The organism is Bacteroides caecimuris (assembly GCF_001688725.2).
GTDB lineage: Bacteria > Bacteroidota > Bacteroidia > Bacteroidales > Bacteroidaceae > Bacteroides > Bacteroides caecimuris.
Genome location: NZ_CP015401.2, coordinates 1,263,877 through 1,282,981 on the forward strand (window position 1 = coordinate 1,263,877; position 19,105 = coordinate 1,282,981).

Here is a 19,105-nt window from a genome sequence, read left to right on the forward strand (position 1 = left end):
GTATTCTCTTATTTTAATGGTTCAAAATCAAGCGTCTCCGTTCGCTATCGCTTCCTCCAGTTCCTTTTGCTTCATTTGCAGGAATCTTTCGGCGGTTCCGTCATTCATCGGCAGTTCACGCAGGCGGCAATACTGCTCATACTCCTGCTTCCATGCCTTTGAGTGATGGGTCACATACCCCAGCCACCCGAACACGCCGCTCTGCACTTTCTCCACAAGCGTTTCTTCCGGATAAAACCTCTCTAATTCATCATTCATAATCCCAAATTCATAATTGAGTTAATTCTTCATTCTTAATTTGTTCGTCCCGTTCTTCTTCATTTCCTCCCACATTTCTTCACTGTACTCCTTTTCCTCCACATAGTCCCAATTGCCCCGTTCGTCCATCATCCAACAGCCGAAGCACCCGAAGTTGTATTTTTTCAGCCCCTTCTTGCTCTGTTCACGCCACTGGCGTTCATCCCCGATACCGATGCGGATGCCGGTAGGGTCATGCAAGTCAATGCCGAGTGTCAGCATATTGCCTTCATCAACCAGTGTCAAAGGCTCACCGTTCTGCAGGCAGTTCAGTTCGGCGTTGCTCAGTTCAAAATAATCGCAGAAGTATTGCAGGTTGCGTCCGATGACGGGTGTCGGCACGGAAAGAATCTGTCCGGTGCCTTCGTCTATCTGGTGGAAGGCTTGCACCTGTCTGCCGTCCGCATCGGTCAGGGTGTCTATCACCGCTTTCCCGGCTTCCAGCTTTTGGCGGTTTGCCTCGCTAAATTGCTCCAATCGGCTTTGGGCAAGCACCGGATAAAACAGGATGTCCGCTTCCCTTGTTTCGGTTCTGACCAATGCGAAGCGTGTGCGCCCTTGTATGATATTCCCTCCTTCATCCGTGATATGGATAGGCAGCACTGGCGAACGGTAGCCGTCACATACCTGTTGCAACACCGATTGCGGCAAGTCGCCAATCATTTCACGGGTCAGTCCGAATTTTTCGAGGATGCTGTAAGGTATTTCTTCCTCTTTGAATTTGTGTTGATAGTTCATAATCCTTTGGGTATAAGTTCACTTTTGGGGGCAAAATAAATTCATCGTCTGCGCCTGCACCGGGCGGAAACGATAAATCGTTCCGTTTTTGAAGTTATTTATGGAAACACGGAAAAATCAGACTGTCAATCATACTCCATACAGAAAATTCAACCCATTTCCGGCGTGTGTCGGTTGTAAGTATGATTACCGGGTATGATGGCTTATACAAGGTTAAAGTTCAGTGCTTTTCCTCCGTTATATATCAAGTAGTCGAAGTTCTCTCCCTACTTTTGCCCGTATGAAAGTGATTCTTATATTATCCATGCTGTCGGTGTGTCTGTCCGCTAAAGCGCAGTTCCACACCGTAGCTAGGCATCAGCCTGTCTGTCGCATAGACACAAAAAAAGCCCTTTCCCCTGTAGGAAAGGTTTCCAATCCAAATAAGGAATCTGTCTCTACGGCAGGGAAATCCACAGCCCATGAGCATAGCGAGTGGGTACGGCGATACATGAGCGTGTCCTATCCGTTGAAGCGCATTACTGTCACTTCGCCTTACGGTTACCGTACCGACCCTTTCAGCAAGAAGCGCAGCCGGCACAACGGAATCGATCTGCGTGCCAAAGGCGAAGAAGCCTACGCCATGCTGTCAGGCGTGGTGGGCAGGGTGGGGCAGGACAAACGTTCGGGCAAGTTCGTCACCCTCCGTCACGGCGGTTACACCGTCAGCTATTGCCACCTTTCCCAAGTATTGGTTCGGCAAGGGACTTCCGTCATGCCCGGCGAGGTGATTGCCATTACCGGCAACACGGGACGCAGTACCGGCCCTCATTTGCATCTTACCTGCAAATATAAGAATCATTGTGTCGACCCGGATATTCTTTTGCAGTTCATCCGTGAAACGAAGAATGAAGCGGTAACACAATTGGGTGTTTTGGAGTGATTTTTTTATATTGTACTTTTGGGGGAAGCAGCTCTTAAGTGAAGCAATTATATTATCTATCAGTTAAATCCTAACGAAGACAATTCGTCCCTGTCTTATACAGGGACTTGGCCAAGTTTTTTCTTCAAATACCAGACGACAATTCCATTGTAGGGTTTATACTTGCCGTCACGGTCTTTCGTATTCCAGTGGTTTAATAGGTTCCTTATTTGGGTCGCTTTCCAATGCCTTTTTTTTTGCAGTTGCTGAATCACCCCTTTCAAAGTGGACTTGCGGTTGTTCTTCAACAAAGAATGGTTTAGATTGAGAATTTCATTTATTTCTGTATCATACTGTTCTATTCCACACTTTATTGTCCCGTCCTTAGTGCTATATGATAGTGTGTCAATGAAAGATTGGTCAAACAAGTTGAAAGAAACATCATTGTTCCCTTTTGATTTGTCACAGTGGAATTTGCAGTCGATTGCACCGGGACAGCAAATCACCATGTTTCGGTAATCAAGTTTGCGGTCCTCATGCTTCTCCCTGCAAAGTATATGGTCGATTCGGGTTGTTTCATTACTATTAGCGTCCTTGGCAGGAATCCGCCGCATGCAATATGCGCATATATAACCTTGTTCTTTTAATAGGGAAGAACGTAATTCGGGTTTAGATTGGTAAACCGCTCCAGGAGTCTGGCGATAAGCAGTCCATTCCTTAGGTTCCGCATTCTTATCAATTTTCCTCATCGTCCTCTACAATAGAAAAATCCAACATAGCCTCGGCTTCGGCCAGCTCTGGCAACTTGTCTCCAAAACGTGCTTGCATCTCTCGTAAGAACGTACGGGCTTCTTCCGAACCGGAATCTATTAAATCGAACAGTTTGCCCAACAGGTTGTCTACCTCTTGTGCTCTTGGAGTTTGATTCAATATCACATCGGTTATTGTGGATGCATCCATGCCGTATGTCTGTCTTTCCTGGATATGATAGTTCTCATTCTCATAGTTCAATTGATAAACAATATTATCAGCATTATTTTCAATACTGGTCATTACCATTGGAGCATGAGTTGTCACTATGAACTGAATCATAGGAAAAGCATTATGCAATCCTTGCAACACCCTTGCCTGAAGAGTAGGATGCAAGTGCATATCTATCTCATCAATCAATACTGTGCCTTTTGTCAGTAATGCAGATTCGGCACCGTATAGACGGCCGTTGAGCAAGGCGCAGCGAAAGGCGATATCCGTAACGATATTCACCAGACGTCTGTAGCCGTCTGACAAGTGGTCGGCATCTACTTCGCGTCCATCGGAGAATACATAATATACTTTCCCCTGATTGTGCCGGATGTGCATATCCTGAATGATACCGCATCCCTTGTTATTGGTTCCCAAAGCATTGGCAATGGCTGTTCGTACCGTCTCTATTTCGTGCAGGTTCTTTTGTCCTTCTTGCAATATCAGCAGTCGTTTCAACCAATAGCGGAAGAAGCCGTCTCCATTCAGACACTCATAGTAACCAAAGGAGGTTTTCTGTGCATATTCCTTGAATTTGCTCGCATTGATATTCCGGTTGGCATGGATATCTTCTGTTGAGAAGCTGCACCACACAGGCAATGCTTCATTGCTACTTATTATTGTTTTGGCGTAATTGCGGTAATTCTCGATACCACCGATTAAGGCACGGTTGTTCTTTTTGCTGTTTTTCTGGATGATATATTCTTCTTCTTTCTGTCCGGGAATGAAATCCCCGTCTGCCATTGCAGTTGCCGCATATTGATTGGAATCAGGAACAAAGTAAATCTTCACCGGCTGTTCCGGTTGGATGTTTCCATTGATTATCTGTACGGTAAAATCGTCATCTCCCGGACTGGTCCAACGCGTATTTTCATCACTGTATCCTGCAAAAAAGGAACTCAATACATACTGGCAAGCTTTTAAAACGGTTGTTTTTCCACTTGCATTATCACCGATAAGCAAATTTATTCCGGATTTGAAGTCAATGCTCAAATCCGTGTAGCATCTAAAATGTTCCAGTCGTATCTGTTTCATACTATTTATATATGGTTTCCTTTGATTTCTTATGGCAAAAATAATCATTTCTAAAAACAATATCTAAAAAATGCTCGTTAATCTTACACAATCTACAGTTCAATGGCAATATCCCCGTATTCTTTCTCTATTTGAGACAATAAACTGAAAGCTATATTTTTTTTTATCTTTTTCTTGCAAAATACACGCTAATCATTTGTCAGTATGGACTTTGTTTGTTACCTTTACATTCTAATCAACCACTTAAATACTAAAATGTATGGACACTCTGATTATACTCTTGGTAGGCTATGTAATACTCAAAAGCATTTTCTCTGGTGGGGATGACTACGATAAAAAGCCCAAACATCGCAAAAGAAGAAAGAAATCATCCTTTTGGGATGATACCCCTACGTATTCCGATTACGATACATGGAACCGCTCGCATGGAGATAAGAACAGGCTGTAAAATAGTTAAAAATGAATTTCTTTGTCCGAATGGAAAATTTAAAGTCGATTGACCCACTATTATACTCTAAATTGACCCATCAAAAAAAATATTAGCTTTAAATAAAGAAAAATGCATTTTAACCCGGGTCATTTTCAATTATAATAATCTACAATATATACTATTTCTTTTTAGCATTAATCTTTCTTACAGAATCCCCGGTAAGTTCAATCTTGTGTGCTGTATGTACAATTCTGTCCAGGATTGCGTCAGCTACTGTAGGATCACCAATTGCATCATACCGGCTTTCGACAGGAAGTTGTGATGTTATTATGATTGATTTTAATCCGTGTCTGTCTTCTATTATTTCCATAAGGATTGACCTTTCCCTGGCATCCAGTCCTATAAGAAACAGATCGTCAAGAATCAGCAGTTGACACTTTTCTATTTTTTTCATCTCAGATTCTATAGTGCCCTTGTTTTTGGCAATTTTAAGCTGTCCCATAAGCTTTGACGCATTTGAATACAAAGTCTTTATTCCATTCTTACATGCCTCATATCCTATGGCTGAAGCTATATAGCTTTTACCTGTACCGGAGCTTCCCGTGATGAAAACATTCTGTCCGTCTCTTATAAAATCAAGAGATGCAAGTCTCTCAAGCTGGTTACGGTCAAGGTTACGTTTTATGGTATAGTCTATTTTTTCCATATATGCCTTATATCTGAAGTTTGCAGACTTTATCAGTCTCTCAATGCTTACATTGCGTCTGTAATCATATTCGCTTTCAAGAAGCCATTTAAGAAACTCATCGTTTGTCATACCATCAGAGGATGTGGTCCTGCAGTCATTTCTATATGTTTCAAGCATACCGTAAAAACGTAACTTGGAGAGTAGTTCCATTATTCTGTCCATATTTTTTCCGACAGTTCTGCTTGTTTTATTATTACTTGTCATTTTTATCCATGTTTTTAGAGTTAAAATAATCCTTGCCTCTGAGATTTCTGTGTTTGGGGGTAAGTTCTGGAGCCTGTCCCTCCATCTGTACATGATACTTCTCATCTTCCCTGTTTACCAGAATACTTTCAAGTTCGTTGTATCCGAACATACCGAATTCCATTGCCACCTGACATGAAAGAACCACCCTGTCATGTCCGAAACGCTCCACAAGACTTAATATGCCATCGGCTGAACGTACGGCCTGGACCGGATATTTCTTGGCAACGGCCACACGCTTTATGTACTCTTCCAATACCGGATCAATTCCACATGCCTTGCGGTATATATCATCCATTCTGATTCTGTATTCATGTGGCACTCCCGAAAGTTTGTGGGACGGTTTTTCTGAATAAGTGAAAGGTGTATCATCCTTTCGATGTGTCGTTATGTGTCTGAACTTATGATATATCTCCACTGTGTCCCCATCATACAGTAATTCTACAGTATCGCCGATATACTCTTTAGGAACACTGTAATAGTGATTGTTAAGCGATACATAACTGTTTCTCATGACAGTTGCCGTTTTCCGGCTTTTTGATATAAATTTTGTTGCCGGCAATGTATGCAGCCTGTCTTTCTCGACTTCGAGGAAACGTTCCCGACGGCTGTAGTTGCGATTGTACATCTTTCGGCTGTTCAACGCATCCGTATGCTTCATTATTTCTATGTTCAAGGCTTCAAGATCATTGAATTTCAATCCCGTCATCTTTGAATACACCTCCCTGTAGAGCAGTCTTACAGCATTCTCAACCAGAGCTTTGTCTTTAGGCTTTCGTACTCTTGCCGGGAAGACAACACATCCATAATGGTCTGCAAATGCAGCAAAGTCGTCATTGATTACAGGTTCAACACCTCCAGGCTTTGTTACGGCTGATCTCAGGTTGTCTGGAACTATGGCATTGGGGACACCTCCAAAATAATGGAAAGCATTTTCACATGCCTGGATAAGGTGTTCTTTCTTTTGTGATGGTACAGCCTCGTAATAGGTAATCTGGCTGCATGGAAGTATGGCGGCAAATACTTCTACGGGAACCTTATTGCCTGTTCTTTCGTATGAGAGATAAAGTTTGTCACCGGCAAAATCCACATACATCTGATCACCGGCTATATGATCTATGCGTCCAACAGGAATCTTTACTTCCCTTTCTCGTCTGATATACAAACAAAAAGAACAGTAGCTGTAACCTTGTGGACGATTTTTAAGATATTCCTCATACAAGGACCTTCTTGTTGTCCCACGGACCTTAAGTCGTTTCATGTAATCAGGTATACGTTCTTGAAGATACTTATACTCTGCAGATCCAGACGATTCTTTGTCAGTCTCCGTACCGAAAAGCTCATGCAGATGCTGCTCGTCCATTTTCAACAGACGCTCAAGTTCTATACCCATATCTTCGTATATACGGATATAACGTTTGACTGTATTACGTGAAACAAGGAGAGAAGAACTGATACCGCGGATACTCATTCCTGACTGATAACACCGCAGTATGTGCTTGATTCTTATTTTCATTCTTTAAAATTTTATTCGGTTAATAATACCGGGTTAAAATGCTTTGTAAAGTACGAAAACAAGACTGAAATATGGTAATTATATAGGGGCAATTTTTATTATAATCACAGCGGATCAGTTTCGGTTATAAAGGTGGGTCAGAAGACTTTTATAATAGTGGGTCAATCGACTTTAAATTTTCCAGACAGATAGTTATAAATACCCCTAACCAAAAACGGAAAGTAGTAGGACCTAATTCTTCGAGTAACTTGTTCCATCCATAAGAACCGTTCCCCTTATACGTCCACTTCCAATTGAATATAAGCCCGATGAGTCAAATTGACAATAAAAATATACCAATTAGGGATATTCAGTAAATGTCTCTAAAAAATAAGATGGCATATGAAGATGATAGGGCATGACCATTTCATATGCCATTCTTATTGTCATTTTTCCGTGCTTTCTCACATACTTCTATCCGACAGGACATGACGTTCCGGAAGAAGTCTGATGACCTCTTCTGATTCTGTGAGTAAAATCATCTCATGCTGCTTTAGCTGTTTTGTTTCTGATTTTTTCTATCATCAGTATGGCATTTGCCGTATGTATTCCAAAGAAAATCCACAGTATTTCCGTCTTCCTGTTTCTGGCCTTTATCCTTGAGAGCGAGTAATGTTGCTTTTGAGTGCCGAAGCTTCCTTCAAGCCGTGTTGCCCTTTCTTTTGAGAGTTCGCTTCTAAGCACCTTCCTCAAAGGCTCATCTTTGGCCGCCCTTCCCTTGCGCACAAAGGATGTGGATATCCCATATTTTGTACAGAACTTTCTGTTGGCATTATTGGCATATATGGAATCGGCAGCCACACATCTTACCCTTACATTCATAAGCTTCTGCTGCATACGGATACAGTCCTTCAAGCGTATACCCTCATTGAATGCCTTGAACGAGAGGTGTTCGATGAACGATATGCCGTCTATCTGTATATTATTGACCTTTGCACCGAACTCGACGGACTTGGTTTCCTTGCCTCTGACGATGGGACGTACATAATGACGGTCAATGCTGACGATGCGGTCACTGACTTTCCGCCCTTCAAACATTTCCTTTTCTTGTACAAGCACCTTTCTGATGATGGAAAGACGCTTATGGTAATCCTGGGTATATCGGAGTAAAGCACCGTACTCGCTATGGATCCCATCCCTTTGACTGAGGAGCTTTTCAAGAAGCTTGATCATACGGCGCTTAAGCATTCTTGTCCTTGAAGCTCTCCTCTTTCTTTTCTTGCAGTAGGACAGATAGGATTCCGCCACATTCCTGTATTTGTTGCGCGGACGCCTTATGCCCAGCTCCCTGCAATGCCGGCATATATGCCTGTAGAGCCATTCGAGGCTTTCCCAAAGGAGTTTCATGTCCGTAGGAAAACGCATGTGGCTTTCATAGCATGTGGCATCGGTCATGCAGACGTGAAGGTTATCAAGATAAGGTTTCCAGTGTGAAGCCAGGAGCTCCTGGAAAGAATCAATGTCAAGGCGGGATGCTATCTCATTACGGATGGCACTGACTATCTTGAAGTTGGTTATGGGAAGGGACGGGGGAATCATAATTCCACAGAAAATCTGGTAGTGTATGTTCCCGTTCAGATGTTCCACCAGTTGCCTGTCGGAGAATCCGGTGTATGCCTTCAGGACCATAAGGGCGATCTTTGCGGAAGGACTGAATCTGTTCCTGCGTCCCAGGCGCCGGTCCGACAGGCCGGCGGCTTTTGCCATACATTCAAACGGAAAGACCGAATGAAGCTTGCCAAGCTCACTCTCATTAAAACTCTTGCGGTATTTTTCCAGAATATCAAATTCTGTAAAACCCAAAGTAGGGTGAATTTCTGAAATATTCACTATCTTTGCCATATCTTATTAGTTTGGATATTTCCCCCGTTTTGGCCGTCAAACCTTATTTTCGGGGGAATACCTAAAGATACAAAAAAGCCAACTAATTCGCAATACTTTGTGTATGAATTAGTTGGCTGATTTTGTAATATTTAATGAATGTCCCCAATTAAATGACCTACTTTAGGATTTGATTGAATATATTGGGCTAAATCTGATAGTAGCCCTTCAAAATTCTGATATATGTTGTTCAGCCATTCCATTTACTTATAATATTATATTTACACAGAAATACTTATGGGATTCTTTAGATGCAGTTACCGTTTTTTTTATTAGCTGACAATCAATCTTTCAGAGAGATTTATCTGCTTGTTATAAACCTATTTGAAATTTGTCAGTATATCATTCTTTTTATTGGAAGACAACATTTCTAATAAATGATTAAAGCTATCGCAAACAAATTCTGCCGAATCTTCAAATTCAGGTTCAACTCCATAATAGATTTTACCGTAATTTTCCGGAGATAAATCTATGCACAAATATTGGTATCCATCTTTTACTGACATAAGAATAGGAATATGGCTATCCCAAAACAGGCGTATCATATCACAGGATTCCTTATCATCTGCCAACGCCTCAAGTCCCATCAGCTCAAATTCATTCCAACGGAATCCGCTATCGCTTTCTCCGTTAAAGTCCTCTATGGAATTAAACCAAACATTATCACTTTCATTCGTGATTGTCTGAAACCGTTGTAAAAACTCCTGATAGTCCGCAGGAAGTTCGGAATACCGATTTTGTAAATCAGAGCTTAACTCTTTTCTTTCCAATCGTTCTGTAACGACGAATCCTATATTTTTCAGTGCTTCAATCATATTTTATTTTACGAATTTATAATGTTCTGTGGCTAACCAATCTTGTTTAGGGAGTTGAACCATTTGTTAATAGCATCCAATCTGTTATTCTGTTTAATGGTATCTTCATTTCTACATAATTTGATTTGCCGAATAACGGAGTTCTGCATAATTGAATCGGATTTGAAAAGCAGTTCTAAAACGGCTTCATAACATTTGGAATATCTGGACAATTCATCCAATATATTTGCGTCTTTTAGAATATACAGGTTGAAATTGTACACAAATGACTTGTAACTGAAAATCTCCGACTGTAATGCTGCTGTATCAAGACAAGTATAAAACAATTCCTTATCGTGCTGATATAGCCACATATAATCAGATGGGTTCAGGTTGTAGTGCAATAAAGTTTCCGAACGGACAAATGGAAGCCCCGTATTTGAGCCTACCAGATAACGGTATGTCTCATTGACTATTGACTCAACTATTTCAATGGATTCTGATTGTTTGTCCGATTCCCGTATTTCTGTAAATGTATCGGCAATAAGAACTTCCACATCCTGCGATTTGTAATATATACCGTTTTTTTGCCAGCGGAATCTACGGATATATTCTTCAGAAGTCGGACAACAGAATAGTAAAGTGTTTAACAATCGGTTCAGATATATTCGCTTATCTGGAATATGACAACGGTGTAACCCTATTATGGAGCCATAAGCGTATAGCTTTCCAAACTCGTTTTCCTCCGAATTTGAATTTTTAGGCATGTAATACAACCGCACGATATTGTCAATGAAATAATACATATCAAGATATTTCAATGTATCAGCCGATTCTCCATATTTGTTAAGTAAATGCCGCTCCAGTTTCTTGCCATACCATAAGTAGCCATCGGGATTTATTTGAAACAACTGATGAAACTTAGGTCTTGATAATGAAAAGTTCTTGTTTCTACTTTTCATTCGTTCCAGTAAGGCGACAATAATTCTATTCGTTATATCCATAGCTGTAATATTTATTGGCTAACCGACCTTTCAGGGGAGATTAATCCGTATGTTATTTGCTTTTTTAGTCTCCTACGAGGAATAAAGTTGTTTCTTTTGGGGTTACAGACTTAAATTTCTCGTATAATTCTTTTAATTGGTTATATTCTTTATCATAACAAAATTGCCGCTCCTTATTTCCCATCATAATTTGGATATTATCGCAGATGAAATTTATATGGTCAATATAAAGCATCGTATCGCCATACGGATCAATATATGGCAATACTCCTTCGGGTAAATTATTCATTACCTGTAATTCTTGTTCAGTAATACCGAACAAGGGGTGCTCCAATTTGTGCCTGTCAGTTATGAAATATACTTGTATCATATTATCATTTATGCGAATAATGTCCGGCAGCGTGCCACTTGTTCAGTCGGTTTGCTGTTTGTTATCGTTGTTAAAGAATCTTCTTACATCATAATTTGCGATAGTTCTTGCCAATGATTTAGGAGATACTCCATTGTTGTTCTCTATATCGGGATTAGCTCCATTTTTCAAAAGGTGTTCGATAAAAAAGCCATCTCCCTTGTATTGCATAACAGCTTCCCATAAAGGAGTATTACCATTTGCATTTTGCATATCTATATCTGCATTATGATTCAGGAGTAATTCAAAAATACCTTTCAACTGATATTGAACAGAAAGATATAATGCAGTGCGTCCGTCTTTCCTTTTTTCATTTATATCCAACCCTTTTTTTACAAATTCGGGTATAATTACACCTGCGGGATGTACGATACTCTTGTAATTCATTATATAGTAATGAAGTAGATTACTCCCATATTTATCTTTACTATTTATGTCATAATCTATTAGAGCTTGTATAAACCTGTTTGAGTCATCACTCAATAATTCAAGTTTCATATCTTCTATTGTTCTCATTTCTTTGATTCTAATGTTTGGTGGCTAACCGACCTTTAAGGGGAGGTTAAGCCGCTTGTTAGCAACTTCTTTTCGTTTTATAGATTATTTCAGAATATCCATTTGGAAATGATTTGGTAATACTTTCTAAAGCCCCATCGTCTTGATATTGGAATATATGAATTAAATCATTACCACTATTACCCTCAATATCATATTGTTTGACTTCAATATGTGTCAAAGCATTTTCTTTATAGATATAATTCTCTTCACGGCAACCATACCTACCACATAACTGTGACCGTTTCAGCTTTCCGCCCTCAAAAAAGTAATGGCATACATTCATCAAATGTTTACCATTATCGTATAAAATACTTTTCACAAGATTGTCTGTATAATACAGGAAGGTGTGATAAAACTGATTTTCAATAGAACAACCAACCTTAACTTCTACGATTTGATTTTGATTATTAAATCCATAGATACAAAGATTTTTGGTGCTTTTTACTGTATCAGGACGCTTTACAGTTTTTCCTTGTCTGAAACCATTACGCTGATAGGAATATGGGGTAAGCTCATAAAACTCGCCCTTATACAACTCAGTCCTGACAACATCGCTTTCTATTTGTTGTCTTATGATTTCAAAGTCATTTTTCAATGCTTCAAATTCAGTTCTTAAAGTCTCTTCAATCATTTCCATTTATTTTGGGTTGCTAATGTTCAGCGAATAATCGACCTTTTTGGAGATTAATTCGTTTATTATCAACCAGCTATTAATAGTATTTTTCTATTTTCACCATTTCATTTCCATTATCATCCCAAAATAATGTTCCGCAATCACTACAACTTTTTCCTGCCAGATCTTTTTCGTCTATGTCTGTGTCTAACCCAAAAAATTGTACATTGCCACATTTCGGACAATTTGCGACATAAAGCGGAGTTTTATTTTGAAAAGAAACTAATTTGAACTTCCAGAAAGTTGATTTTATTTTCGTTAATCTATCAGCATCCGTTTTAGGTGCGACAAATATGTAATATGTATCATTACCCATATCCAACAAAACAACTCTCAAACCATTTGATTTAAGATGTTTGTCAAAGTATTCAAGTGCAAAAGGCACGAAATCACCTCTTTTAGGTGTATCTATATCTTTATCAAATTGCTGACATACTTCATTGCTTGATATATCTAACTGCCTACCCAATAGAGAAACAGTTCTTTGATTAAAGAAATTGAATAAATAATTATCTCCTTCTTCTCCGCTCCAATCCACAACTAAAGCATATTCTTTACGAATTAGCTCTTCGAGGAGAGCATCGTCCTCCTTGATTTTCTTTATATCCATATCTGCAAGTTCTTTCTCTGAAAGAATCTTAGCGAGCGTAATCATTCTATTTTCCGCCACGACAATTTTATCGGCTGTTTTTCAGCCGATAAAATAAAAATGCCCGCAAGAAAATATTTTTGTTTTAACATTCCGGTTTATAAAAACATGGTAGAAGAGTCTTCTTGTCGCAGTCCTTACCATGAAGAATACATTCGAACAGGTGCTTCAGGTAATCCTGAGGGTCTATGCCATTAAGCTTGCAGCTTTCTATCAGAGAGAAGATGAATGCCGAGTTTTCTGCCGCATCCTCACTGCCTATGTTCATACAGTTCTTGAGCAACAGCTTTACCGGTTTCATCCTTTGTTCACAGAGGTTGTTCGATATTTCCGCTGCACCGTCCTTGAGGATATTTCTCAGGGACTTCCACTGGTTTAACGTATAATTGACAGCCTTTCTCATCAGTTCGTTAGCCATAATCTTCGCATCCTGCATCATCATGACCACCTTATGATGGATACTTTCAAGGATCGGTCCTGTAAGCTGCCGTCTTTTCCCCTTTATCTGCTCACCGCTGAGCTTCATGGTGCGGAACAGCTCTTCATTCATGAACATATCGCCGATGGAGTCTATTATCTCCATCGCTGTCCTGTCCGAAGGCAAGGCGTCAACCCACAACCTTCTGCAGTGCGTCCAGCATCCTATATGCAGCACCTTTGAGTCTTCTCCATCAAACATTCTGTAAACCGTATATCCGTCAGTGGACAGGGTCCCCATAAAATGTTCCAGGAACGACTTCGCCACATCGGATGACCTGCTGCCGTTGTTATAGTGATAATAGACCATCTTCATATGCTTTGCAAAGAATGCCCATAAGTACTTTCTCCTGTAAGCCTTGCCTTCCTTTGTTTCGATGCCTACAAGTTCGGTCGTCTCATCAACCATAAGATATTCAGCCTGCTGTACAAACCCCTTGAATACCTCTCCGATAAAACCCTTGAGTTTGGCGATTCCGTTATGGATATAGCTGTTCAGTGTGGTATTGCTTATGTGGATGCCCTCTCTGGCAAGCAGTCTTATCTGCCTGTTCTCCGGCATGCTGAAGTCATATTTCAGACAGAGCAGACGGGCAAGCAGTTCAGGAGAGAAGATGCCTCCAAGGTCTTTCAGCGGATGTTCCATCGTGTTCGCGAAAGTGCCGTCCGCAAGCTTCACCCTTGCCACCTTGTAGACATGCTCCACGTTATGAGCCCTTACATGTTCTATGACCCTGTATTCCCACACATCAGGCATACCGTTGCGGTTCATGAACCGTCCTCCTTCGGGAAGCGTGTAATACTCGTCCACTTCATGTACTACCACTTTGTCAACTTTCAATTTGGTTTTCACGGCACGTGGTGCAGTTTCCTTTCTTCTTGAAGGTTGGCTGTCCTGTGCAGGTGTGCTACCAGAAGTGGTACTGCTGCCGGTTTCGTTACCGTCAGCCTTATCGTTGTCATCATCCTTTCTGTCAGAACCGTCATATTCGGACTTATGCAGTGCAGACTTGTCAAGGTTACGGTTGTTCAGCAGTTTTCTTTGCTCGGATGTACGGCCGAAACGGTGTTTCCTGCTGTCCTCAAGCTGAAGCCTGAGATTGGATATCTCGTTTGCCAGCATCCGGTTCACCTCGTCTTTCGCTTCAAGCTGCTTTCTCATAAGCTCCATTTCTTTTCGATAGTTCTCGACTGTTACGGATAATTCATTGATTGTATCAACCAGAGCCTTGGAGTTCTCCTTATTGGATTCTTCAATGGCCTTAAGCCTCGCAATCAGTTCGTTTACCTGTTTGCGAAGCCCTGCCTTTTCCTCATTCGCCAGACCCAACTGGCAGCAAAGTAACTCGTATGCCCTTTCATCAATCATGATATAAAGGTACGAAAAACCAGGCAGTTACGCAAACTTTTTATCGTTTATTTTTATATTATTTTACTGATAGTCAATATGTTAATATTAATCTTTTGAACTAACGTACATCTTGTCAACTACAATACTTTCCGTAAGATAGGCCATGTCTGACCATTGTATCCGGTAGCATTTGGAGACCTCATCAAATACCGGTTTCTTGAACTTTCCCATGACAGGACGTTTCTCGTAAAGCACATAAAAACCGCGTTCGTAATGAAGTATCTTCACAACCTTCCGGTTACGGGACATGAACATATATACATTGGATGCATCGCTCGGGTCAAGTGACATCTCTTCCCTTATACTCTCACACAGACGGAAAATGCCTTTCCGCAAATCCACATTACCGTTGAACAGATAATAGTTCAGGTTAGCACTCAGTCCAAGCATATCATCCTATCATTTTATTAAGCAACAAGCTCAAATCAAGAACTGTGGTGTTTCTCAGAAACAGTGTGGCACCTGATGTCAATTGCAACTTAACCCATCTTATAGGAGGCTCACCTTCAAGCTGTTTCACTTCCATTTTCACGGTTGGACTGTTGCAGGGATTGCCGGTTATCTGCACCTTGGCTACCTTGGGCTGTTCCACCCGGACTGTCTTGCCTAACTTCTCACTCCACAGCTGGTGGCGCTGCCAGTTCATGAACTTGTCGTAATTCACTCCATAATCCGCACAGAACTCGCGAAGGTCTTTGGTTTCGCAGCACAGCTGATAGAGGTCGTACACCTCCTGGTAGTTTACTTTTTCTTTTGCCATAATCTTTGTTAGTAATTGGTTATGGCGCAAAGATATGCTGGGTTGCGATGCGTGTCAAGGCGGAAAATAGAATGGTTACTTAGCGAGCATTACTTTGTAATTCATATAGTCTTTTTTCCGTTGATAATGTTTGGCAGCGTTCCGCTTTAAGCGGTAGTGCTGTTTGTTAGCTACTTTACCAATTTAGCAAAGGCAACATTTCCTTAAGTTTTTCTTCATTTCCTTTTTTCAGAAATCTTGGTAAGATAGATAAATGCTTTAGCTTTTTAAGGGGAAATAGTGATGAAATATCATAATTCCGATTCTCAACTGTTACACAAAAATGTAAATATTCAAGTTCAAGTAAACGGGAAAGCGGCTCCATGCTTTTAACGGGCTTACCGACTCCGCACATTCCTCCATTAGGTAAAAACAATTCTTGCAAACTTCTCAATTCGGCTATCGGAGATAAATCATAAAGATGATTAAGGTCGGCTATATAAAGAGTCTTCAAATCAGAAAGTCCTTTCAGAAATTCAATATTATCTACTCGTTTTATGTTGGCAAGTACAAGGATCTGCAATGATTTTAATGTAGATAGTTCCGGGAACTCATCTTGTTTATTACAGCTGATCTCCAAGTATTTCAAATTGGGCAATGAAGACAAAACATCAATGCGTTCTTCGTCAATATCACCCAATTTTATTGCCTCAATTTCATCATTATTCCTTAGAGCGTTCCAATTACTGTAAGATAGTTTGGTTCTCTTTAATGGTGTAGGTAAGGACAAAATTTTAGTACCCTTTGGAACTTGGGATAAATCCCAATATCCCCACACCTCTCCTTCCAATACCCCTAAATGCGCATATGGAGGCGAAGGACATTTTTTATCTGATAGATAATTACTCCAATTCATATTTTTCTTTTTATTACAAGTAGCTAATGTCTGGCGGCTAACCGACCTTTCAGGGGAGGTTTATCCGTGTGTTACCAATTATTCATGCACAAACATATCTATATCATCAATGGCATCTCCAATTCTGTCATTGATGAAAGGATTATCTTTTTGTTGATTAAACACTTCAAAGATTCTCTCTTTTTCTATTTTTCCGTGTATTCGAGCCAAATGTCCGATACACGTAACTGCTAATCCACATATATTCTTTTCTCTATTACTGTTGATAATATCAATGCAAACGTTCTGAATCCATTTCCAGTCATCACAGTTAAATGTTATTTTCAATAAAAGTTTGCAACAAAAATCTATATCTTCATCACACAGCAATATTTCTCGAATACTATTGTATATGTCTTGTGTCATTATATTCATTTATTGGTAATGTTCGGCGGATAATCGACCATTTAGGGAGATTCTTCCGCTTGTTATGTGCCTTACTTACTATTCCTCATATTTCTCAGCATTTTCAAGCCCTCGTATAAAATCCTCAAAATTTTCTGCTAATGTAGTTATTTTGAAATCTGATTCTTGATCGATATGCACAACTTTTGGTTCTCCGAATGGACCACATTCTCGATAATCCAAGAAAATCATATCATGCCCAGCACTCGGACAGTCACAAATAGCCACACCTATTTCCGGATATCCCCATTCATCAATCATAAACTGACTGCCAATTTCTCCACATAGTGAATAGTCCTTTTCCCTACCTATACCGTAAATGCCAGTTATAGCAATATGGTCTTCAGCCCAATTTGTGGGTGAATCAGTAGGGAAGCATGTATTGAAAGGGATGCCTCCATTATGCTGCTTCATCAGCCATATATAGGAAGCTGGCAACTTGTATCCTAATTCTTTCTCTACATCAGCTATCAATTCATCAGTTGGGGCATCACTGATATACTCTTTGCGGGCATAGTAATTATCATCCCAAAAGTTTGTAAAATCAAAACCTTCAAATTCTTGTTTCATATTCTCATTTTCTTTTTTTGTGGCACATAACTAATGGCTTGTGGATAACTGACCGTTAGGGCAGTTTATTCGTTTGTTAGCAATATCTTATTATAATTCAAAATACCATTCCAAAAAAGAATTGAAGTCTTTCCATTGTGGCGATAACTTTCCATTCTGAAAATTGATTAGTTTTTCTCCCAATGCAATTTCGAGAACTTCTCCCGTATTACGGTTATAGAAAAAACCGTCTTCACCTTCAAAGCTATCAAGAGGTAAGTATTCGGAAGGGATGCCTAATACTGCTTGCCTTTCTATACCATAACTTAAATCATTAGAGTAAATTTTAAACCAACATACATTATAGATTTCGCCACATTGTCCTCGAAATGTTATTTCGGTAGTATTTAGATTAAACAGTGCAAAATCACTATTCAAATCAATCCCTAAATCTATCAAAGCCTTTTTATATGCTTTATCTTCTTTTTCTGAATATATACCTTGTTTATTCAAATAGTCTATCACTTTATTACTTAGCATGATTTGATGGTATTTTATTTGTTTTACTTTATTGCTAATGTCCAGCAGATAAACTGCCTTCAATGTTTCATCTGTTTGTTAGCAACCGCTTTTACCATTCAGGAAAATTATCTTCGATATACTGTTCTAACGATGGAGCTATGATTTCTATTTCGGCATCACTATCATGATAGTATATTTCGACCTCTCCTTTAGGATTTATCATTATGGGATTGCCTGAACCATCATCTGATATCACATAAGTATCTGTAACTTCAGGATGAACTTCTCTGAATGATTTAGTTTCATCGACCACATTTTCATTGCCGTCTAAAGAATTAATCATCATTCCAGCGTATGCTTTGCCGAAATTCTTGACAAAATCTATATAGTCAGGACTAAATTTCACTCCTAACTCTTGTTCAGCGCATACCACCTGTTCATCAGATGCAGGTGTACCCATCATATCATGTGCAGAGAGAAATCTTCTCAATCGTTCTATAAGTTCCTTTTTCATATTTATTCCTCGGTTGCTAATGTCTGGCAGCGTTCCGCTTTAAGCGGTAGTGCTGTTTGTTACTAACGTTTACACATCGAATAGAGATTCATTTTATCTTTGAGCATCTGTTCCGGTTCTTCATATCCTTGCAATTTATAATATTCAAGTAAAATATCCGAATGTTCAGTCAGTAAATAATAATCTACTAAATGATTTGCAACTTCAAGATAATCATGCGTTTTGCAACGTTGCTTATACTCGTCCTCTGACATTCCAAGCTCTTGTAATATATAATCTTGCTCCGATTCATCTATAATAATTTCAGTATTTTCAGTTTCCAATAAATCCTGTTTACAAAAAACTTCAAAACTATACAATGAAAGATAAGTATATAAATCTTTTATTGATATTTCTTGAAAGTTGCACTTACAGAGCAAAGTATTACATTCGGAGATATAATTTTCAAGGTAATCAATTCGTGCTTCCTCCCAAGAGTCATTTTCTTTATAAAAATGAAGCTGTGGCAACTCTTGTTGAATTGTTTGCCATAGTTCCTTCATTTCCTTACTTTGAAGTAGCCTTTCAATTTCTATTCGATTTACCATATATCTTTCAG

The 19,105-nt window shown here is 39.6% G+C and carries 25 protein-coding genes; 2 read left to right on the forward strand and 23 right to left on the reverse strand.

From position 1 onward, the window contains the following. Window positions 1–27 precede the first annotated feature (27 nt). Both A4V03_RS05240 and A4V03_RS05245 read right to left on the reverse strand, forming a co-directional pair. Entirely contained in the window at window positions 28–258 is a 231-nt protein-coding gene (locus A4V03_RS05240) for a hypothetical protein (protein WP_065538193.1), read from the reverse strand. A gap of 21 nt (window positions 259–279) precedes the next feature. Beyond that, window positions 280–1,035, reverse strand: coding sequence for a DUF4099 domain-containing protein (locus A4V03_RS05245; RefSeq protein ID WP_065538194.1), 756 nt, complete (start codon window positions 1,033–1,035; stop codon window positions 280–282). A gap of 280 nt (window positions 1,036–1,315) precedes the next feature. On the opposite strand from A4V03_RS05245, the gene A4V03_RS05250 reads away from it, so the two are divergent. Further along, window positions 1,316–1,957 carry a M23 family metallopeptidase gene (locus tag A4V03_RS05250; protein ID WP_065538195.1) on the forward strand — a complete coding sequence of 214 codons (642 nt, stop codon included), beginning with the start codon at window positions 1,316–1,318 and terminating at the stop codon, window positions 1,955–1,957. Between the two features lie 95 nt (window positions 1,958–2,052). Here A4V03_RS05250 and A4V03_RS05255 read toward each other — a convergent pair whose 3' ends face one another. Next, window positions 2,053–2,685 (reverse strand): HNH endonuclease family protein, encoded by a 633-nt coding sequence (locus A4V03_RS05255; protein WP_065538196.1) that lies wholly within the window; start codon window positions 2,683–2,685, stop codon window positions 2,053–2,055. Further along, complete coding sequence (locus A4V03_RS05260) at window positions 2,672–3,991, reverse strand: AAA family ATPase (protein ID WP_065538197.1); 1,320 nt, start codon at window positions 3,989–3,991, stop codon at window positions 2,672–2,674. The genes A4V03_RS05255 and A4V03_RS05260 overlap by 14 nt, the downstream gene beginning before the upstream one ends. A gap of 259 nt (window positions 3,992–4,250) precedes the next feature. Between A4V03_RS05260 and A4V03_RS05265 the strand changes: the two genes are divergently transcribed. Further along, entirely contained in the window at window positions 4,251–4,439 is a 189-nt protein-coding gene (locus tag A4V03_RS05265; RefSeq protein WP_065538198.1) for a hypothetical protein, read from the forward strand. Window positions 4,440–4,599: 160 nt separating this feature from the next. Here A4V03_RS05265 and istB read toward each other — a convergent pair whose 3' ends face one another. The 19 genes from istB to A4V03_RS05360 all read right to left on the reverse strand — a co-directional run bounded on the left by istB (window position 4,600) and on the right by A4V03_RS05360 (window position 19,094). Further along, window positions 4,600–5,373 carry an IS21-like element helper ATPase IstB gene (istB, locus tag A4V03_RS05270; protein ID WP_065538199.1) on the reverse strand — a complete coding sequence of 258 codons (774 nt, stop codon included), beginning with the start codon at window positions 5,371–5,373 and terminating at the stop codon, window positions 4,600–4,602. Continuing rightward, window positions 5,363–6,928 (reverse strand): IS21 family transposase, encoded by a 1,566-nt coding sequence (gene istA, locus A4V03_RS05275; RefSeq protein WP_065538200.1) that lies wholly within the window; start codon window positions 6,926–6,928, stop codon window positions 5,363–5,365. Before istA ends, istB begins: the two co-directional genes overlap by 11 nt. Window positions 6,929–7,076: 148 nt before the next feature. Next, window positions 7,077–7,238, reverse strand: a complete 162-nt coding sequence (locus A4V03_RS21445; RefSeq protein ID WP_317045373.1) for an immunity 17 family protein — start codon at window positions 7,236–7,238, stop codon at window positions 7,077–7,079. Between the two features lie 212 nt (window positions 7,239–7,450). Beyond that, entirely contained in the window at window positions 7,451–8,809 is a 1,359-nt protein-coding gene (locus tag A4V03_RS05285) for a transposase (RefSeq protein WP_008667781.1), read from the reverse strand. Between the two features lie 359 nt (window positions 8,810–9,168). Then, window positions 9,169–9,663, reverse strand: a complete 495-nt coding sequence (locus tag A4V03_RS05290) for an SMI1/KNR4 family protein (protein ID WP_028728885.1) — start codon at window positions 9,661–9,663, stop codon at window positions 9,169–9,171. A 32-nt stretch (window positions 9,664–9,695) separates the two neighbouring features. After that, window positions 9,696–10,646, reverse strand: a complete 951-nt coding sequence (locus A4V03_RS05295; protein ID WP_032532248.1) for a hypothetical protein — start codon at window positions 10,644–10,646, stop codon at window positions 9,696–9,698. A gap of 64 nt (window positions 10,647–10,710) precedes the next feature. After that, entirely contained in the window at window positions 10,711–11,016 is a 306-nt protein-coding gene (locus A4V03_RS05300) for a hypothetical protein (protein ID WP_236588656.1), read from the reverse strand. Window positions 11,017–11,058: 42 nt separating this feature from the next. Next, the gene (locus A4V03_RS05305) at window positions 11,059–11,571 is read right to left on the reverse strand and encodes an ankyrin repeat domain-containing protein (protein WP_007558978.1); all 513 of its coding nucleotides are present in this window, start codon (window positions 11,569–11,571) and stop codon (window positions 11,059–11,061) included. A 58-nt stretch (window positions 11,572–11,629) separates the two neighbouring features. After that, window positions 11,630–12,250 (reverse strand): hypothetical protein, encoded by a 621-nt coding sequence (locus tag A4V03_RS05310; protein ID WP_065538201.1) that lies wholly within the window; start codon window positions 12,248–12,250, stop codon window positions 11,630–11,632. 73 nt (window positions 12,251–12,323) lie between these two features. Further along, entirely contained in the window at window positions 12,324–12,941 is a 618-nt protein-coding gene (locus A4V03_RS05315; protein WP_065538202.1) for a DUF6630 family protein, read from the reverse strand. 79 nt (window positions 12,942–13,020) lie between these two features. Further along, window positions 13,021–14,781, reverse strand: coding sequence for an IS66 family transposase (gene tnpC / locus A4V03_RS05320; RefSeq protein ID WP_065538203.1), 1,761 nt, complete (start codon window positions 14,779–14,781; stop codon window positions 13,021–13,023). 87 nt (window positions 14,782–14,868) lie between these two features. Next, window positions 14,869–15,213: an IS66 family insertion sequence element accessory protein TnpB gene (tnpB, locus tag A4V03_RS05325; protein ID WP_065538204.1), complete on the reverse strand. Its 345-nt coding sequence runs from the start codon at window positions 15,211–15,213 to the stop codon at window positions 14,869–14,871. Between the two features lies 1 nt (window position 15,214). Continuing rightward, window positions 15,215–15,583 (reverse strand): hypothetical protein, encoded by a 369-nt coding sequence (locus A4V03_RS05330; protein ID WP_065538205.1) that lies wholly within the window; start codon window positions 15,581–15,583, stop codon window positions 15,215–15,217. A 175-nt stretch (window positions 15,584–15,758) separates the two neighbouring features. Continuing rightward, a complete protein-coding gene (locus tag A4V03_RS05335; protein WP_065538206.1) occupies window positions 15,759–16,478 on the reverse strand; it encodes a leucine-rich repeat domain-containing protein in 720 nt (239 codons plus the stop codon). A 78-nt stretch (window positions 16,479–16,556) separates the two neighbouring features. Continuing rightward, window positions 16,557–16,883, reverse strand: coding sequence for a hypothetical protein (locus tag A4V03_RS05340; protein ID WP_065540300.1), 327 nt, complete (start codon window positions 16,881–16,883; stop codon window positions 16,557–16,559). Window positions 16,884–16,961: 78 nt separating this feature from the next. Next, on the reverse strand, window positions 16,962–17,492 hold the full coding sequence (locus A4V03_RS05345) for an SMI1/KNR4 family protein (protein WP_004295476.1): 531 nt from the start codon (window positions 17,490–17,492) through the stop codon (window positions 16,962–16,964). Between the two features lie 90 nt (window positions 17,493–17,582). Beyond that, window positions 17,583–18,011, reverse strand: a complete 429-nt coding sequence (locus tag A4V03_RS05350; protein WP_065538207.1) for a hypothetical protein — start codon at window positions 18,009–18,011, stop codon at window positions 17,583–17,585. 91 nt (window positions 18,012–18,102) lie between these two features. Further along, window positions 18,103–18,507, reverse strand: coding sequence for an SMI1/KNR4 family protein (locus A4V03_RS05355; RefSeq protein ID WP_065538208.1), 405 nt, complete (start codon window positions 18,505–18,507; stop codon window positions 18,103–18,105). Window positions 18,508–18,569: 62 nt separating this feature from the next. Then, window positions 18,570–19,094: a hypothetical protein gene (locus A4V03_RS05360; RefSeq protein ID WP_141243568.1), complete on the reverse strand. Its 525-nt coding sequence runs from the start codon at window positions 19,092–19,094 to the stop codon at window positions 18,570–18,572. Window positions 19,095–19,105: the final 11 nt, after the last annotated feature.

Coding starts and splice junctions, on each gene's coding strand:
- A4V03_RS05245 (WP_065538194.1), bottom strand. CDS start 1,035: ATGAACTATCAACACAAATTCAAAGAGGAAGAAATACCTTACAGCATC.
- A4V03_RS05240 (WP_065538193.1), bottom strand. CDS start 258: ATGAATGATGAATTAGAGAGGTTTTATCCGGAAGAAACGCTTGTGGAG.
- A4V03_RS05285 (WP_008667781.1), bottom strand. CDS start 8,809: ATGGCAAAGATAGTGAATATTTCAGAAATTCACCCTACTTTGGGTTTT.
- istA (WP_065538200.1), bottom strand. CDS start 6,928: ATGAAAATAAGAATCAAGCACATACTGCGGTGTTATCAGTCAGGAATG.
- A4V03_RS05265 (WP_065538198.1), top strand. CDS start 4,251: ATGGACACTCTGATTATACTCTTGGTAGGCTATGTAATACTCAAAAGC.
- A4V03_RS05250 (WP_065538195.1), top strand. CDS start 1,316: ATGAAAGTGATTCTTATATTATCCATGCTGTCGGTGTGTCTGTCCGCT.
- istB (WP_065538199.1), bottom strand. CDS start 5,373: ATGACAAGTAATAATAAAACAAGCAGAACTGTCGGAAAAAATATGGAC.
- A4V03_RS05335 (WP_065538206.1), bottom strand. CDS start 16,478: ATGAATTGGAGTAATTATCTATCAGATAAAAAATGTCCTTCGCCTCCA.
- A4V03_RS05300 (WP_236588656.1), bottom strand. CDS start 11,016: ATGATACAAGTATATTTCATAACTGACAGGCACAAATTGGAGCACCCC.
- A4V03_RS05305 (WP_007558978.1), bottom strand. CDS start 11,571: ATGAGAACAATAGAAGATATGAAACTTGAATTATTGAGTGATGACTCA.
- A4V03_RS05355 (WP_065538208.1), bottom strand. CDS start 18,507: ATGAAAAAGGAACTTATAGAACGATTGAGAAGATTTCTCTCTGCACAT.
- A4V03_RS05295 (WP_032532248.1), bottom strand. CDS start 10,646: ATGGATATAACGAATAGAATTATTGTCGCCTTACTGGAACGAATGAAA.
- A4V03_RS05345 (WP_004295476.1), bottom strand. CDS start 17,492: ATGAAACAAGAATTTGAAGGTTTTGATTTTACAAACTTTTGGGATGAT.
- A4V03_RS05255 (WP_065538196.1), bottom strand. CDS start 2,685: ATGAGGAAAATTGATAAGAATGCGGAACCTAAGGAATGGACTGCTTAT.
- A4V03_RS05260 (WP_065538197.1), bottom strand. CDS start 3,991: ATGAAACAGATACGACTGGAACATTTTAGATGCTACACGGATTTGAGC.
- A4V03_RS05310 (WP_065538201.1), bottom strand. CDS start 12,250: ATGGAAATGATTGAAGAGACTTTAAGAACTGAATTTGAAGCATTGAAA.
- A4V03_RS05350 (WP_065538207.1), bottom strand. CDS start 18,011: ATGCTAAGTAATAAAGTGATAGACTATTTGAATAAACAAGGTATATAT.
- A4V03_RS05360 (WP_141243568.1), bottom strand. CDS start 19,094: ATGGTAAATCGAATAGAAATTGAAAGGCTACTTCAAAGTAAGGAAATG.
- A4V03_RS05340 (WP_065540300.1), bottom strand. CDS start 16,883: ATGACACAAGACATATACAATAGTATTCGAGAAATATTGCTGTGTGAT.
- tnpC (WP_065538203.1), bottom strand. CDS start 14,781: ATGATTGATGAAAGGGCATACGAGTTACTTTGCTGCCAGTTGGGTCTG.
- A4V03_RS05330 (WP_065538205.1), bottom strand. CDS start 15,583: ATGGCAAAAGAAAAAGTAAACTACCAGGAGGTGTACGACCTCTATCAG.
- A4V03_RS05290 (WP_028728885.1), bottom strand. CDS start 9,663: ATGATTGAAGCACTGAAAAATATAGGATTCGTCGTTACAGAACGATTG.
- tnpB (WP_065538204.1), bottom strand. CDS start 15,213: ATGCTTGGACTGAGTGCTAACCTGAACTATTATCTGTTCAACGGTAAT.
- A4V03_RS05315 (WP_065538202.1), bottom strand. CDS start 12,941: ATGATTACGCTCGCTAAGATTCTTTCAGAGAAAGAACTTGCAGATATG.